The organism is Planctomicrobium aquicomposti (assembly GCF_051466325.1).
Classification (GTDB): Bacteria; Planctomycetota; Planctomycetia; order Planctomycetales; family Planctomycetaceae; genus Planctomicrobium.
Map to the genome: position 1 here is coordinate 4044907 of NZ_CP195792.1, position 17008 is coordinate 4061914.

General features: G+C 59.8%; 12 protein-coding genes. 10 read left to right on the plus strand and 2 right to left on the minus strand.

Annotated features, from left to right (window positions below; genetic code table 11):
- Positions 1 to 388: 388 nt before the first annotated feature.
- From SH664x_RS15665 to SH664x_RS15710, 10 genes are all read left to right on the plus strand, one after another.
- Positions 389 to 1765, plus strand: coding sequence for an O-antigen ligase family protein (locus tag SH664x_RS15665; RefSeq protein WP_437202469.1), 1377 nt, complete (start codon positions 389 to 391; stop codon positions 1763 to 1765).
- A 69-nt stretch (positions 1766 to 1834) separates the two neighbouring features.
- Entirely contained in the window at positions 1835 to 2761 is a 927-nt protein-coding gene (locus SH664x_RS15670) for a glycosyltransferase family 2 protein (protein WP_437202471.1), read from the plus strand.
- Positions 2758 to 4269, plus strand: a complete 1512-nt coding sequence (locus SH664x_RS15675; RefSeq protein ID WP_437202472.1) for an oligosaccharide flippase family protein — start codon at positions 2758 to 2760, stop codon at positions 4267 to 4269. The genes SH664x_RS15670 and SH664x_RS15675 overlap by 4 nt, the downstream gene beginning before the upstream one ends.
- Before the next feature lie 61 nt (positions 4270 to 4330).
- Positions 4331 to 5491 (plus strand): GNAT family N-acetyltransferase, encoded by a 1161-nt coding sequence (locus tag SH664x_RS15680; RefSeq protein WP_437202474.1) that lies wholly within the window; start codon positions 4331 to 4333, stop codon positions 5489 to 5491.
- A 51-nt stretch (positions 5492 to 5542) separates the two neighbouring features.
- A complete protein-coding gene (locus tag SH664x_RS15685; protein ID WP_437202475.1) occupies positions 5543 to 6706 on the plus strand; it encodes a glycosyltransferase in 1164 nt (387 codons plus the stop codon).
- A gap of 177 nt (positions 6707 to 6883) precedes the next feature.
- Entirely contained in the window at positions 6884 to 8050 is a 1167-nt protein-coding gene (locus tag SH664x_RS15690) for a Gfo/Idh/MocA family protein (protein WP_437202476.1), read from the plus strand.
- 44 nt (positions 8051 to 8094) lie between these two features.
- Complete coding sequence (locus tag SH664x_RS15695) at positions 8095 to 9093, plus strand: NAD-dependent epimerase/dehydratase family protein (protein ID WP_437202478.1); 999 nt, start codon at positions 8095 to 8097, stop codon at positions 9091 to 9093.
- A gap of 84 nt (positions 9094 to 9177) precedes the next feature.
- Entirely contained in the window at positions 9178 to 10446 is a 1269-nt protein-coding gene (locus SH664x_RS15700; protein ID WP_437202479.1) for a glycosyltransferase, read from the plus strand.
- Positions 10447 to 10491: 45 nt separating this feature from the next.
- Entirely contained in the window at positions 10492 to 11859 is a 1368-nt protein-coding gene (locus SH664x_RS15705; RefSeq protein WP_437202480.1) for a glycosyltransferase, read from the plus strand.
- Positions 11856 to 13058, plus strand: a complete 1203-nt coding sequence (locus SH664x_RS15710) for a hypothetical protein (RefSeq protein WP_437202482.1) — start codon at positions 11856 to 11858, stop codon at positions 13056 to 13058. The genes SH664x_RS15705 and SH664x_RS15710 overlap by 4 nt, the downstream gene beginning before the upstream one ends.
- A 146-nt stretch (positions 13059 to 13204) precedes the next feature.
- Here SH664x_RS15710 and SH664x_RS15715 read toward each other — a convergent pair whose 3' ends face one another.
- A complete protein-coding gene (locus tag SH664x_RS15715; RefSeq protein WP_437202484.1) occupies positions 13205 to 14464 on the minus strand; it encodes a glutamate-5-semialdehyde dehydrogenase in 1260 nt (419 codons plus the stop codon).
- 197 nt (positions 14465 to 14661) lie between these two features.
- Complete coding sequence (gene ppk1, locus SH664x_RS15720) at positions 14662 to 16854, minus strand: polyphosphate kinase 1 (protein WP_437202486.1); 2193 nt, start codon at positions 16852 to 16854, stop codon at positions 14662 to 14664.
- Positions 16855 to 17008: the final 154 nt, after the last annotated feature.

Genomic DNA, 17008 nt, shown 5'->3' on the forward strand with positions numbered 1-17008 from the left:
AGGAATGCTTTCTCCGGACAAGTGACCGTCGAAGTGCGTTCGCCACCGATCCTTGACGGATTGCAAATCACTTCCCGCCGAAACTCGCCGCTGTGGAGTGCAGCGGAATTCCGGCCCGATAAGTTGCGCATTAACGCATAATCGGGTCGCCACGGCAACCGGTTTTGACGGAAAATGGGCTCGATGCGAATAATCGGAGAGGTCCGGTCGGGGGGACCTTGACGGTTGGGAGAGTCTGACGCTCTTTGGCCTGCTGCAATTTTGCAACCTCGGCGTTCTTTCTGGGGACGCCCCCCGCGACTCCGCCCCATATTTCCTGAGCCGATCCGACAACGGAGGGATTCCCCCCGCCGGTCGCGATTCAGTTGCCCCGGAGATTCGACCGGAAATGGTCGCGTATCTGCTGTTCCTCTGCGCCAACGCGATGCTGTTCATTCGACCGGCGGAGCTTCTCCCTGCGCTGGGCAATATTCAGCTCTATCTGGGCTGCATTCTCGGCGCGATTCTGTTTTCGATTCACGACCTGCACAACCAGTTGCGATGGCGAACGCTGGTGCAGCAACCGGTCAACCTGTGTGTGCTGGGTGTGACCTTCGCCATTGTCACGTCGCGTATCGCCACCGGACATACCGAAGACCTGGACACCAGCGTCTTCAGCATGATCAAGGTGGCCCTGTACTACCTGCTGCTCGTGTCGGTAATCAAAACACCGCTGCGGCTGCGCTATTTTCTGATGTCGACCGCCATCTGCTCCACCCTGATGATCGCCTACAGCGTAGTGGACTACCGGGCCTTCGACGCCGAATGGCGTGGTCGCCCGGACATGGTTCAGGAGATTGAGAAAGACAAAGCTCGCGCTGTCGAAGACCGGCAGTTGCGTCATATCCCGGATCGCGATGGCGAAGATATTTACGGCAACGAGATCTGGTTCTTCCGCATTTGTGGTCTGGGGATCTTTCATGACCCGAACGACCTGTCGCTGCTGATCGTGGCGACTGCATTCATCTCCGTCTATTTTCTCAGCGATCGTCGTCTCGTCGGCTTGCGTTATCTATGGCTGATTCCCATTGGGATCATGGGGGTGGCCATGTACTACACCTACTCCCGGGGAGGATTGCTGGCCTTCGGCGTCGGTGCCATGGCTTGGCTCGCCTGCCGGTTCAGCACCAAGGTGAGCATCGCCCTGGGATGCCTGTGTGCAATGGCTGTCCCTGTCGCACTGGGACGCGCCGGAAACATGAATCTGTCCTCCGGAACAGGACAGCAACGGATTCAGCTCTGGAGCGATGGGCTGGCCGCCATCCGCAACAGCCGCATCCTGTTCGGCATCGGCGAAGGGACTTATTACGAAGTCGCCGGACATGTGGCCCACAACTCGTACGTGCATGCGTTTGTAGAACTTGGATTCTTCGGCGGAACGCTCTTCTTCGGCTGCTTCTTCCTGCCCGCGTACACGTTCTTTCTGATGAAGCGTTACGACTTCCGGATTGAAGATCCGGAACTGCGGCGGTTGTTCCCCTACGTCGCCGCCATTCTCGCGGAATGGGGAATGGGGATGTGTTCTCTTTCCCGTTGCTACGTGCCGCCGACCTATATGGTTGCCGGTCTGGGGGCGGCGTTCATCAATCTCGTGGGCTATTACCGGACGACACCCCGTCCGCTCATCATTCTGAACCGGAATACGATCCGCCCCTGGCTGACCTGCAGTGCGGCCCTCCTGGGAGGAGCGTATGTGTTTGTCCGCGTTTTCGCCCGCTGGGATTAAAACAGCTCACGTGATCCGATGCCCCCGGCTCGACGTCTCCCCGACAACCTGATTTTCCCGAACAGACCTATGCCACAGACTCCCCGAATCAGCGTCGTCATTCCCGCCTACAATGCGGAGAAGACACTGGCACGGACCCTGGACAGTGTCCTCGCGCAGACGCTTCCCCCTGTGGAAATCCTCGTGGTCGATGATGGCTCGCGGGATCAGACTCCGGCCCTCGTCGAATCGTACGCACCGCGGGTTCGTCTCATCCGGCAGGCCAATGCGGGCCCCAGCGCTGCCCGCAATCATGGTATTCGTGAAGCGCAGGGGGACTGGATCGCGCTCCTCGACTCCGACGATGCCTGGCTTCCCGGGAAACTCGAACGTCAGGCGCAGGAACTCGGCCCCGATGTCGCCCTCGTCCACTGTTACTCCCTCGATGAAGAACACCGGTTTGAAGGGACACTGAATTTCGATCGCCTGTGGAAGCACAATCACGTGGGGACATCGACAGTTCTGATGAACAAGCAATTGTTCACAGAGGTCGGCGGCTTTGTCGAAGACCGCTTGTTCATCGGCGCGGAAGACTACAACCTGTGGCTACGAATGGCCGCCACCGGCCAGCGGATTGTCACGGTCCACGAAGAATTGTCGATCTATACTCCGGCCGAGAACAGCCTGTCTCAGCAGGTCGCCCGGGTCATCAAAGCGGAATTGCTCAACGCCGACGTCATTGGCAAAGAACTGCAACTGCCCCAGTCGCAGATTGATGAGAAGAAGGCCGACCTCTACGAAGAGTATGCCCGTGCGCTGTTCTGGATTCGTGATCTGCCGCTGGCCCGGCAATACTATCGCGAAGTCCTCAAGTTGCGACCGTCGGCCACATCGCTGCTCCACTGGCTGGCCACGTATCTCCCTTCGTCACTTCTGAATTACCGACGCAAAACCGCGGCGGCCGTGGCGGCTCCTCTCCCCTCTGCTTCTTCTCACAGCCTGCTGGTGACGAAATGAGCGTCCGACGAAACATCATCGCCGGCTGGCTGGGGCACCTGGTGACGGTGCTGATCGGCTTTTTCCTGATGCCGTATATTCTGGGCACTGTGGGAGAAGCACAGTACGGGGCGTGGCTGTTCATCAATGCGGTGGCGGCGTATTCCGGCATGGTTTACGCCGGGTTCGGGGCGACGATCTGCCGTTATGTCGCCGATCTGGCAGCCCGCAAAGAGTGGAACAAGCTTAACACCGTTGTCAGTACGATTCAGGCCATCTACTTCGGCACCGCGTCGATCGTGCTCGCCTTCGCTGCGGGGTTTGCGTGGCTGGCACCGGCACTGAAACAATGGGACGGCGTGTCCGTCTCGGAAGTGCAGGTTTCGATTCTGCTGATCGGCGTGTCGATCGCGCTGGGAATGATCTGCAGTGTTTACGGCGGAGTGTTGGTCGGCATGCAGCGCTTCGATATCAAGCGCGGCATCGAAGTCGGTATCAATGTCTTGCGACTGGTGCTGACACTCGTCTGCCTGACGCAGCGATTCCCGCTGATCACGCTCTCACTGATCTTCCTGTCGGCGGTTGTGCTGGAACACGGTCTGAGTGCGTTCTTCGCTTATCGATCGGTCCGCACGCTGTCGGTTGCCCCGTGGCATGCCAGCCGTGAGGTCATGCAGGAATGCTTCGGATTCAGCGCGTACAATGCTGTGGCCCTCGTTGCGGAATATCTGATCTATTTTTCCGACACCGTGATTCTGGGTGTAATGCTCGGCCCCAAATTTGTCGTCCCCTACCAGATTGCTCTGCGGGTTTCGCAAATGATTCAAATGCCGATCGCGCAGATCGGCGAGGCAATTCTTCCCAAAGCGGGCGAACTCTATGCCCAGCGCTCGACGACTGCCCTCAGCCAGCTGGTTTACAAAGGAATGGGCGTCGCCTTTCTGCTGGCGGGAGGCTTCTTCATCGGCGCCAGCTACTTTGGAGATCTGCTCATTCGCACCTGGATTCGGCAGGAATTCGATTCCACGATCGCCATCATGGCGATTCTGCTTGGGGCACAGACCGTCAACCTCCCGATGACGATCATCCGCAAGGCCCTGATCGGGATCGGACAGGTCCGCCAGCAGGCGTTCATCGATCTGGCGGAGGCCCTCGTCAACATCGTGCTGTCGATCCTGTTCATCCGCTGGTGGGGAACGATTGGCGTCGCCTGGGGAACCTTTATTCCGCTCACGGTCATCGAGCTTTTTATTCTGTTGCCCTACGCCGCACGGCCTCTCGGACTGACAACCGGAGCGTTGTGGCAGAAAGTGGTCATGCCGCAGGTCCCGGCACTCCTCGCCCTGCTCTGTTTCTGTGAAGTTGCTGACGGTTTTGTGCCCGCTGAAGGCTGGATCCCGCTGTTGACCGTCACCGGAGGGGGGGCTGCAGCTCTGCTGGGAACATGGGCGCTGACTCGCCGACTGGAACAGCACTGGTCCTCCCGCAAAGAGGCCGCTGCCTTGCAGGCCAACTGTTTGTCCTCCTGAATCCGAGATCCCAATGATCGTCACCCGGCGATCCTCCCTGTTGAATTTGAAATCGACTGCCATGTCTCTTCTGGAACAACCGACAGTTGCCAAGAGTGCCGACCTGACCTGGAGACTGCTCCCCTCAAAAGGAGTGGAAGAGGCCCTCGCTCTCTGGCGGCAACTGCATCTGCGCTTGCGGAATCAGGCGGTCGCCTGCGACCCGATCTGGATTGAAACCTGGCTGCGGCATTATGGGGACAGTCAGCCGCACCGGTTCGCCGTCGCGACTGCCGGTGGCCTGACCCGGGGAATCGCTCTGCTCGCCGACGGTGTCGGCCAGAAACTGGGGCCGTTTCCCGTGCGGACATTGCATCTCGGCACGGCCGGCGAACAGCAGCCGGGCAGCGTCTGCGTCGAATACAACCAGCCCCTCGTTGAAGAGACCTTTGCAGAAGAGTTCCAACGCGGACTCGGGCAAATCGTGCTGCAGGAGGGACGCTGGGAGCAGTTTCGGCTCGACGGCTTCACGGAGCATGATCTGCAGCCCTGGCTGGACTTGTTGCCTGATGCCGAGGTCCGCACGCGTGACTCGCGGTTCTTTGATCTGCGTCAGACACGCGAGCAGCAATCGGACATCCTCTCTCAACTCGGAAAGAGTACGCGCTACAACATTCGTCGGCGGCTGCGGCAGTATGGAGAACTGGATTGCGAATGGGCGACCGATCTGGAAACCGCCGAAGAGATTCTGAACGAATTGATTTCGCTGCATCAGGCGCGCTGGCAGGGAGCGGGTCAGGCGGGAGCCTTCGCCAATCCCCGCTTTGACCTTTTCCAACGCGACGTTTCCATGCGGCTGTTCCACGAGCGGAAGGCCGTGCTCTTCCGGGTTCGACATCAGGGAGAGACCGTGGGCTGTCTGTTTCTGCTGGTCGACCGCAATCGACTGCTCGATTACCTCTCGGGCTTTGCCGACTTCGACGTGAAGCCGAGTCCCGGACTGATCTCGCACTACCTGTGCCTGGAACAGGCCTTAACCCGCGGCTACGACGCCTACGACTTTCTGGTGGGCGACAAACGCCACAAGAGCAATCTGTCCAACAGCGTGACGACCCTGTGCTGGCTGAGCAGTTCCCGGCCTTCCTGGAAGCTCTCCGCGATTCGTCTTTTGAAAAAAATCAAACACTCCCTGCGACCCGCATCCCCCCCGGTGGATTCGACCAGTTCCACTGATCAGGAATAGGCCCCGAGCGCGTCCCGGAAAATTGTCTCAATCCCTCTAGCGAGAAGATTCGTGAGCGTACAATTAAATGATCTCCCTGAAGCTGGCAGCCCGCACGCCAACACGCTGTTGTCGTCCGGCGCGCGCGTGCGGGTCTGCCATTTAAGCATGACGTTGAAGACGGGTGGACTGGAGCGGTTGCTGGTCGACTTTGCCCGGTTTCACGACGCGACCCGCTACGATCTGAGTTTTGTGGCTCTCGATGATCTGGGCCCGCCTGCCGAGGATCTCCGTGCGGCCGGATACCCCGTTTCGTCGATCGGCCTGCGGCACTGTGGCAAACGGGCTGCCCTGCGGAAACTGCGGGAGCATCTGTCAGCCGAAAAGATTGACGTCCTCCATACTCACAACACGTACCCGCAGTTCTACGGGAGCATCGCGGGGAGACTGGCCGGAGTTCCGGTCATCATCAATACCCAGCACGGACGTGGCTGCGGTCCCGGCTGGAAGAGCCTCTGGCAGTTCCGGATGGCGAACCGCCTGACCGATCGCATCATCGGCGTCTCGGAAGATGCCGCGCGGTTATGTCGTCAGCAGTCTCCCGGCGCCGCTTCGAAAATCCAGTGCATCTGGAACGGCATCGATGTCGATCGCTTCCGCTATTCCGGTCCGTCCCATGAACCGGTGGCCATCGGCGTGGGCCGGCTCTCCCCGGAGAAAGATTATTCCACGCTGTTGCGAGCCACAGCGATTGTGCTTCGGGAGTTCCCCCAATTCCGACTGCGACTCGTCGGCGATGGTGCGGAACGCCCGCGGCTCGAGCGACTCGCCACCGACCTGAAAATCGCTGATCACGTCGAATTCCTGGGTGAACGGCAGGATGTTCACGAACTCCTGCGGACGGCGGGCTTCTTTGTTTCCTCCTCCAAGACAGAGGGCATCTCGCTGACCTTGCTGGAAGCGATGGCGGTCGGATTGCCGATCGTCACCACCCGCGTCGGCGGGAACCCCGAAATTGTTGTCGAGGGAGAAACCGGACGCCTGGTTCCTCCGCTCAATCCCGACGGACTGGCGGCCGGAATTCTGGAGATGCTGTCGGAGCGGGAGCTGTGGTCGGGAATGGGAATCGCCGCCCGATCGCGGATCGAACAGCATTTCGACGTGCGACGGATGCTCACCAACTACGAAGCCCTCTACCTCGAACTGCTCAGCAAGAAGTGTGCACTCCCCCGTTAGAGCGCTCGGACTTTTGAACTCCCCGTCATCGTCACGGGAAAATGAACATTGATCGATCGAGATGCCTGAGACGTGAACAGGCAAGAGCAAACAGCAGGCGAACAGATCCCCCGGACCTCTGACCTGTTTCCGGTGGTTGCCCAGACCGCAGTGATGCCCCAGAGAAGATTTCGAGCCATGCCGACACCATCCCCACTTCGCATTGCAGTCCTCGGCTGCGGCCAGATCGCCGATGCACATCTCTCGCAGCTGCGACGCATCCCCGCCGCCGAAGTGGTCGCCGTGTGCGATGTGTATGAAGATCTCGCCTATCAGGCAGCAGCCCGCTTTGCCGTCCCCAGGACATTCACCAGTCTGGAACGGATGCTCGATGATACCCGGCCCGATGTCGTGCATGTCACCACACCAGCCCACACACACGCTCCATTGGCCATGCAACTGATGGAAGCGGGTTGCCATGTCTATGTCGAGAAGCCTTTCACGCTCGATTGCCTGGAATCTGAAAAGGTGCTGGCGACCGCCGCCCGGACCGGCCGATTTGTCTGCGTCGGACATGACCAGCTCTTTGATCCGATCTGGTTGACCGCCAAAGAATGGCTGGCCCAACAGCTGATCGGCGAGGTCCTACATATCGAATCGGTGCTGGGCTATCCCCTCGCCGGGAGCTTTGGAGCACGAGTCGCCGGCGATCCTCAACACTGGGTCCACCGGCTGCCGGGAGGACTTTTTCAGAACACAATCTCCCATCCCCTGTATCGCATCACCGACCTGATGGAGACGGATCAGCCGAGCCTGCACGGGCATTGGGCAACCCGACCAGGATTCAATTTCCCCACGGAAATGAATCTCGCTCTCGCCGGAAGTGCACAAACGGGAACACTGACCTTCAGCACCTTTCTACCCCCGCAGAGAATCACACGCATCTACGGTCAGCGCGGCACGCTGGAGCTCGACTTCGACGCCCAGACGATTCGCTGGAACCGGCAGCTCAAACTTCCCGGAGCGTTTGCCAAACTGGAGGCGGTCTGTCGGCAGTTCGGGAATGCCTGCTGGAATGCCGGCCACACCGCACTCCGGTTCCTGCGGGCCGACATTCATTACTTCGCCGGCATGAAGACCTTGTTCGAGCGGTTTTATGATTCGATCCGGACCGGCAGCCCACTGCCGATTCCTCATCACGAGGCACAGCGAGTCACCCTGCTCATGGATCGCATTTTCGCGCATTGCCGCGATTCCGCAGAGAGCGTTCGCCCCTCGACACTGCGAGTGGACAATGAGGAGCAGAACTTCTCACACCGCTCTGCAGAAGCCGTTGCCGTCACAGCCGGCGAAGTGTCGTTTTAAGCGACTTCTCCCCACACAATCAGTTCAGTATCAACAGGTGAGCGATGGCAATCAGGGCATTTATCACAGGGGGAACCGGGTTCCTCGGGCGGCGACTCATCCGATCGCTGCTGCAGCACGATGTCCGACTCCGCTGTCTCGTCCGGGGCTCGAGCGATGTTGCCAGTCTCCTCGGTGAAGTCCCTCCGGAGAAACGACGCTGCGTGCAACTGATCGAAGGAGATCTGATGCAGCCACACACCTACGAGGAGCATCTCGAAGGGGTCGATGTTGTCTATCACCTCGCTGCAGCGTTGTCCGGTTGTGCCTCTGGCATGTTTCTCAACACGGTGGTTCCAACCCGCCAGCTGGTCGAATGCGCGGTCCGCTCGCAAGTGAAGCGCTTCGTGCATGTCAGTTCATTGGGGGTCTACGGCACGAAAACATTGTCCAACGGTTCGCAGCTGGATGAGACCACGCCAATCGACCCGCTCCCACACCTGCGCGATCCCTACACCTTCAGCAAAATCCGGCAGGAGGAAGTGGTGCGGCAGGCTGCCGAAAGGTATGGACTGCCAACCGTAATCGTCCGTCCCGGTGTCATCTACGGTCCGGGACGGTCCCTGCTCACCAGCCGGGTCGGACTGTCACTCGGTCCCCTGCTCCTCCGCATGGGGGGGAGCCAGCAGCTTCCCTATACACACGTGGAAAACTGTGCCGATGCCATCAAGCTGGCGGGCATCGCTGCCGGCACGGATGGAGAGATCGTGAACGTCGTCGACGATCACCTCCCGACCGGTCGGCAGATCGTCAGCTTGTTGCGTAAAAGTGGCCAGCGGGTCCCGACGCTCTGGCTGCCCCGTCCCCTCATCGGGCCGCTCTCTTCGATCTACGAGTGGTATTCGAACTGGTCCGAAGGGCAACTCCCGGCTGTCATCACTGCGTACAAAAGTGCCGCCATCTGGAAACCGTTACGTTACTCCAATCGCAAAGCCAAAGAGCTGCTCGACTGGCAGCCGCGCATCACCACGGAAGACGGATTACGAAGCACAATCGTCAGTTGAAGTCCTTCTTCTCCGGTCAACATGAAAAGAGAACTCCGCCTCGCCTCCGGATTCGGCACACACTGAAGGAGGACCGGCCCCCGAATGGGGGGCAGATCGCCCGTTGCCATCGGCACAGCCATGAAAATCCTATTCCTCAGCACGACCTTCCCGGATGCCGCCGCTCCCTCCCGAGGGACCTATAACGCGGCCCTCTGTCGTGCGCTCGCGCGAGATCATCAGGTGCGGGTGATCGCCCCCCGGATGTTCACCGAAGTCTACCGTCCCCTGCGTCCCCGCAAGCAATTTACCGTTCCCGCCGACATCGCTGCCGCGGGAATCGCGGTCGATTATCCAACCTACTGGTATACCCCCAAACTGCTGCAACACTGCTATGGCGAGCAGATGTGGTGGTCGGTCCGGAGCGTCGTTGAAGAGGCGATGCAGTCCTTTCAACCGGATGCCGTCCTCAGCTATTGGGCACACCCTGAAGGGGAAGTCGGTGTCCGAGCAGCCCAGCTTCAGGGCATTCCGTCTGCGGTCATCGTGGGGGGAACCGACGTTCTGGTGCTCCCCAAACTTCCCCGACGCGGTGAACGCGTGCAGGATGTGCTATTGCAGTCCCATGCGGTCATCACCGTCAGTGAAGGCCTGCGAACCGCCGTCACAGGGCTGGGAATTCATCCCGAGCGGGTCCGCACCATCTATCAGGGAATCGACGATTCGATTTTCCACCAGCGACTCTCCCGAGAGGAGGCCCGCCGACGACTCGATCTGTCAGACGATTTCGCGCATCTCGTCTGGGTCGGACGCATTGTCGCCATCAAGGCACTCGACATGCTGCTCGATGCCGTAGCGCTGCTGCGGGACTGGGGTGTCCATTTCAAACTTCATCTGATTGGAGACGGCCCACTTCGGGGCTCGCTCACTCAACAGGCGGCACGTCGGGGAATGGACAGCTTTGTCCATTTTCATGGAGCCATGTCCCCTCAACAGACCGCCGACTGGTACCGGGCGGCCGATCTGACCGTCCTTTCCAGTGACAGCGAAGGACTTCCGAATGTGCTGCGGGAATCTCTCGCCTGCGGAACGCCCTTTGTTTCCACCGATGTTGGCAGCCTTGGCGAAATTGCCGGGCCGGGCTTTTCCCTCCTCGTTCCTCCGCGCGATGCTCCCGCGATGGCACATGCGATTCAGTCGATGCTGACAACAGAAGCCAAAACCGCCGCAGCCACGTATCGTCCCAGACACTGGAACGAGACCGCAGCCCAGACCGCCGCTCTACTGCAGTCGCTCAGCCGGCAACACCCTCAACGGGTGACCCGTTCCGAATCTCCGACGAAGGAAACCTCAGATCTCCTGGAAGCCCGATAGTCTTCAACAGGTTGCCAACCCCTCTCTTCGATTTTGACAGACTCCATGCCCTTTGCTCAGAAACGTGTCCTGTTCGTCTCTTACTCCTTCCCTCCCGTGGGGGGAGTCGGCGTCCAGCGCGTTGTGAAGTTTGTGAAATACCTGCCCGAGTTCGGCTGGCACTCTTCGGTGCTGACGGTTTCCAATCCATCGGTCCCCCTCATCGACGACACTCTCTCCCAGGAGATCCCTGTCGGGACGATCCTCCGTCGTGCCAAGACCTATGAGCCGGGCTATGCGGTGAAAAACGCTGTGGCAAACGGATCCGGCCGCAAAGGACATCCGCTGCTCCGGCTGGCGAAATCGGCGGCACGTCGGATTGCCAATACAGTGCTGCAGCCCGATGCCCAGATCCTGTGGCATCCCCACGCTTACCGCACCGCACTGAAGCTGCTGCGCGACGTCCCGCATGATGCCATCATCGCAACTGGTCCCCCGTTCTCTTCTCTGCTGCTGGGCGCCCGCATCAGTCGCGCGACCGGCCTGCCGCTGGTCCTCGACTACCGGGATGAGTGGGACATCAGCAACGCCTACTGGGAAAACAAGAGTCACGGACGATTCGGAAACTGGTTGCAGAAGCGCCAGCAGGCGCAGGCGCTGCGGGCGGCCGATCTTTTGCTGGCCACGACCCCTTCCAGCACACAGGCTGTCGCGGAGGCCGCCGTGCAGGCGGGCCATCCCTGCCGGTCGCACTGCCTTTATAACGGGTTTGACCCGGACGACTTCCCACAGTCATCAGCTGCAACTGGCCGCACTGACCAGAAATTCCGTCTCGCATTTATCGGCACGTTGTGGAACCTCAATTCCATCGAGCCGGTCGTCAAGGCTCTGCTGCAACTCTCCACGGCACATCCTCAACTGGCGGGGAACCTCGAACTGCTGCTCGCCGGACGACGCACAGACGATCAGGAACAGGTACTGCGACAACTCGACGCCACACCGGTGCAGGTGACCCGGCTCCCCTTCGTGACCCATGCGGAGGCGATCGGGCTGATGCGTTCCGCAGATGCCTTGCTGATGCTGAACAGCGATCTGCCGAAAGCCCGACACATCATCAACGCCAAGACGTTCGAATATATGGCTGCCCGCCGTCCCATGTTTGTTGTCGCTCCGCGGGGCGACGTGTGGGACATCGTCCGCGATCTGCCCGGAACCATGTTGAGCGAGCCGTCCGATCAGCCACGCATCGTCGAGCTGCTCGAGCTGATGCTGGAACAGCATCGCTGCGGAATCCGCCACGATTCCGCCATCTGGAACATTCAGCGATTTGAACGTCGCTCATTAACGCGGGAACTGGCCGAGCTGCTGGACCAGCTGCCGGAGCGCCCGACCTTGATCGACGGCAGGAATCACAGGAAATTGATAACGCCATGACTGGCTTCTGGATCATTGCCATCGGACTTCTGACCATCGCCCTGCTGGGCATCGCAACCGCGGCGTGGATCATTCGCGCGCGGGACATGCAGTACTGGCTGGGGAGTTATGTGTTCCCGACGGAACCCCGGCCCGACTGGAACGTCGACGAGCCGATCGACGTCTTCATCGCCCTGTGTGACCACTGGGAACCCCGCTGCTATGGCGCCTCCGATGCGCTTGCCATCGCGCGTGTCGAAAGGTGGCGCGACGACTATCCCGAACTTTTTTCCCAGTTCCACGACGTGGAGGGGCGTCCCCCGCAGCACTCATTTTTCTTCCCGGAAGACGAATACCGACCGGTTTACCTCGATCAGCTCAAACCGCTGATCGATGCCGGATTCGGCGATGTCGACATTCACCTGCATCACCACAATGACACGGCCGCGCAGCTGCGTGACAAACTGATCGAGTTCCGCAACACGCTGTACCATCGTCACGGACTGCTGCGAGTCGATCCCCACAGCGGCGATATCGTTTACGGTTTCATTCACGGAAACTGGGCTTTGTGCAATTCCCGTCCCGACGGTCTGCTGTGCGGTGTCAACAATGAACTGTCGATCCTGATGGAGACCGGCTGCTACGCCGACTTCACCTTACCATCAGCTCCCAGCGGGACCCAGACCCGCACCATCAATTCGATTTACTATGCCCGCGACCTGGGGGACCGGCCGAAGTCTCACGATCAGGGCCTGCGGGCCCGTGTCGGCCAGCCTGCTCCACGGGACCAGCTGCTGCTGATCCAAGGCCCTTTGATGCTCGACTGGGGCTCGCGCAAATGGGGGCTGATTCCCCGCACGGAGAATAGTGACGTCCACGGGTCACGTCCGGCGACATTGCGACGGTTGAAACTCTGGATGAACGCCGGCGTCCATGTGGCGGGTCGACCAAACTGGCGATTTATCAAGCTGCATACGCATGGATGCAAGGACGAAAACATCCGGATGCTGCTCGGCGGCGAGATGCAGCAGTTCCACCGCGAACTGCGAACCCTGCATCAGCACCATCCCAATTTCCGCTATCACTATGTCACTGCCTGGGAAATGGCACAGCTGGTCCATCAGGCGGAGCGGGGATTGAGTAAGCCGGACTTCACGTCGCTGCGGGCCGGAACTGAAAAACCCGCTGTCGAGACACCGCGGACACACATGGAAAGCTGATCGCCGTTCCCGTTCCCGTGCAGGAATCGAATCGAGCCACCCACGGCCGCGATGAGCAGTTTGCATCGCTTCCGTATCCGCACGCGGAAGCCAGCATTTCACCTGACGAAACGCTGGCTGCACCCGCACGGAAAGAGCAACTTGCGCTAAGAGCGGACCTGACCATTTCCATAAGCCACGTACTTGTAGCTCGTCAGTTCCTTGAGGCCACAGGGCCCGCGTGCATGAAACTTGTCGGTGCTGATTCCGATCTCCGCTCCGAGACCGAACTCTCCTCCATCGTTGAATCGGGTGCTCGCATTGACGATCACCGCCGCGGAATCGACCGCCGCCACAAACCGCTGTGATGCAGGGAGATGGTTGGTCACAATCACATCGGTGTGGTGCGAGCCATACTCGTTGATGTGTTCAATCGCCGCTTCCAGATCGCTAACCACCTTGGCGGACAAAATCAGATCCAGATACTCCGTACGATAATCCTCTTCGGTGGCCAGGCGGGCGGAAGGCAGGAACGCACGAATCCGCTCATCTCCCCGCACCTCGACCCCTGCCGCAGTGAGTGCCTCGGAAGCACGCGGCAGAAAACGCTCGACAATCTTCTCGTGAACCAGCAGCGATTCGGCTGCGTTGCAGACTCCGGTTCGCTGACATTTGCTGTTGATGAGAATCCGGATTGCCATGTCGACATCGGCCGACTCATCGACATAGACGTGACAGACACCGTCGAAATGCTTGATGACCGGCATCGTCGCTTCTGCGGCGACCCGCTCGATCAAGGACTTGCCGCCGCGAGGAATAGTCACGTCGATATACTGATGCAGCTTGAGGAAGTGCCCCACCGCCTCGCGATCCGTCGTTTCGACCAGCTGCACCGCATGTTCGGGAAGGCCTGACTCCTGCAGTGTCTCCCGCAAGATCTGAAACAGCGCCACATTGCTGTGCAGCGCTTCTTTTCCTCCCCGCAGGATCACGGCGTTGCCACTTTTGACACACAGGGCTGCGGCATCGACCGTGACATTGGGACGTGACTCATAAATGAAGAACACCACCCCCAGCGGGACCCGCACCTGCGTGACCATCAGGCCGTTCGGACGAGGATTGCTGCCGATCACTTCCCCGATCGGATCGGGAAGCATCACGACTTCTTCCAGCGCGGCGGCAATCTTTTCGAGGCCGGATTCCGTAAGTCGCAGCCGGTCGATCGAAGCCGCCGAAAGTCCGTAGCCGGGTCCTGCTTCCAGGTCCCGTCCGTTCGCAGCCACCAGTTCCGGCGTGCGACGCCGGATTGCCGCTGCCGACCGCTTCAGCCAGTCATTCTTCACCCCGCCCGGAATCGTGGCCAATTTGCGGGAGGCATCCCGGGCCTGACGGGCGAGGCGAGTCGTATAAGCAGACAGATCGTTCATGACAACTTGTCCGGCCTGTGCCGGGATTCAGGAATAGTGACTCTGGAAATTTCACGACCTGCCGGAGCGGGGTGAAGCTCGTTCGTTCATCGCCCGCTGCAGTGGTTCCGCTCCAGCCGAAGAACCGTCCTCAGACCGTTTCAGTCGAACTCTGCCGATAGGGGAAGCTGACAGCGAGCACTGTCGTCCGGAGCGAGTCATTCCTCTGGACGATGGGGTTCAAACAAAGTTCGTCGCCGACGTTCCAGCCGACGCACCTGTTCGCGCGCCTGCCGATACAATTCCTCCTGCGCGCGAACCTGCAGCCCATCCTCTCCGTGCAATCGCCGGTAAGTTCCATCCGGCTGCAACTCCCACGCTTTGACATTATCGGCGAAACAGGTCTCCAGTGTCGACATCAGACGGCGGCGGCACTTTTCATCTTCGATGGGAACCAGCAGTTCTTTTCGCTGATCCAGATTCCGGGGCATCCAGTCGGCACTGGAGATGAACATTTTCGCGTCCCCCCCATGATGGAAGTAAAGGATGCGGGCATGCTCCAGAAAACGATCGATAATACTCGTGACCCGAATGTTTTCACTCAACCCGGGAACCTGGGGTTTCAGGCAGCAGACTCCCCGGACATTCAGGAGAACTTCTACGCCTGCCTGTGACGCCGCGTACAGCGAATTGATCAGTGCGGTATCCGTGAGTGCATTCAGCTTGAGAATGATCCGCGCCTCTTCCCCGTTCTGTTTGCGGTTGATCTCGGCATCGACGAGGCTTTTGAGGGTATCCCGCAGCCGCAGCGGTGCGGCCTCCAGCTTCCGATAGCTGTAAGGGGGCTGGGAATAGCCGGCAATCGCATTAAAGAAGGCCAAGGCGTCGATCCCCAGATCTTCGTCCGAGGTCAGCAGCGAAATGTCACTGTAAATCCGGGCGGTCGCTTCGTTGTAGTTTCCGGTTCCAAAGTGCAGATACCGCTGCACGCCATGAGGTTCGCGCCGCACCACAATACAGAGCTTGGCATGGGTCTTCAGCCCCTTGACACCGTGAATCACCTGCGCCCCAGCCGCCTCGAGTTCCCGCGCCTGCTTGAGGTTGCGTTCTTCATCAAAACGGGCCTTCAGTTCCAGCAGCACGGTCACATGCTTGCCGTTTTCCACTGCCCGTTTCAGGGCCCGCACAATCGGGCTGTCACGGCTGATCCGGTACAACGTCTGTTTGATCGCGATGACATCAGGATCGTCGGCCGCCTCATCCACCAGCCGGACGACCGGTTCGAAACTCTCGTAAGGATGCACCAGCAGCACGTCACGCTGTGACAGAATATCGAAGACGAGCTCTTCGGACGGAATCTCCGGAGAGTTCACCGGCGGCCAGGGTTCATCACGCAGTCCGTCCGCTCCGCGCCGACCGGCCAACTCCATGAACGCCCCCAGATCGACCGGCCCGGGGACACAATACGTCTCGACATCAGTCACTTCGAGTTGCGATTCCAGAAACTTCAGGAGTTCGGGCGAAGCGGTGTCCTGCACTTCCAGCCGCAGGCATTCGGTGAATGTCCGGGCGCTCAGCACTTCCGCCATATTGAAGGCGAGGCCGTGGGGAGTCAGTTCCTGCACCTCCACTTCCGCATTGCGCGTAATGCGGAACGGAACGGACTCCAGGACTTCTTCACCGGGGAAGAAGTCGTCGATCGACATGGCGACGACATCTTCCAGATGCATGTAGGCGATCCCCTTCTCCGAAGGAATGCTCACAAACCGCGGGAGTGTACGTCCGAAAGGGAGCACGGCATAGCGGGGGGGTGGGAGATCGTCTGCATGCGCCGGCTGCTCGGGCGCAAGGCGAATGCACATGCTGAGCATCTGATTCGGAAGCAGGGGGAACGGTCCGTCGCTGTCGACGGCCATCGGTGTCAGCACGGAATAGATGTCCTGCTGAAACAGATGCCGCACCATCATCTTCTGCGTCGCGTTCAGGTTTTCCGGCAGGAGCCGCACGATCCCATTCTCAACCAGTCCCGGTGCCAGCTCCTGCGCATAGCAGCGGTACTGTCCCTCCACAAATGAGGCAATCCGACGCCGGACACTCTGCAGCTGCTGCTCGGGAGTCAGGCCTGAAGGGGTGGCGCGGTTCACGCCGTTCTGAACCAGCAGCGTTAATGCTCCGACACGGACGCGAAAAAACTCATCGAGATTGGTGCTGCTGATTGCCAGAAACTTCAGCCGTTCCAGCAGCGGCACGCCGGGGTCAAGCGCCGCGTTCAGGACCCGCTGGTTGAATTCCATCCAGCTGAGTTCACGATCGAAAAAATCTGTGGAAGTTGCCGACTGCATCGTCTGACTCGTGCGGTTCTGGAATTTCGGGGCGATACAGACTGTCGGCCAGATACTGAATGTTTTCAAGTCCGCCTTCCACCGTTTTGCCGTTCTGTGAAGCGGATCGCTGCCGAAAGACCATCCGGCTGCGGAGAGCGGCCACCCGCGGAGTTTCTGCTTCGGACAGCTGGCGTGTGCGGAGAGGACGGAAACCGGTTGCTGACGCAGAGGACGCCCGGCT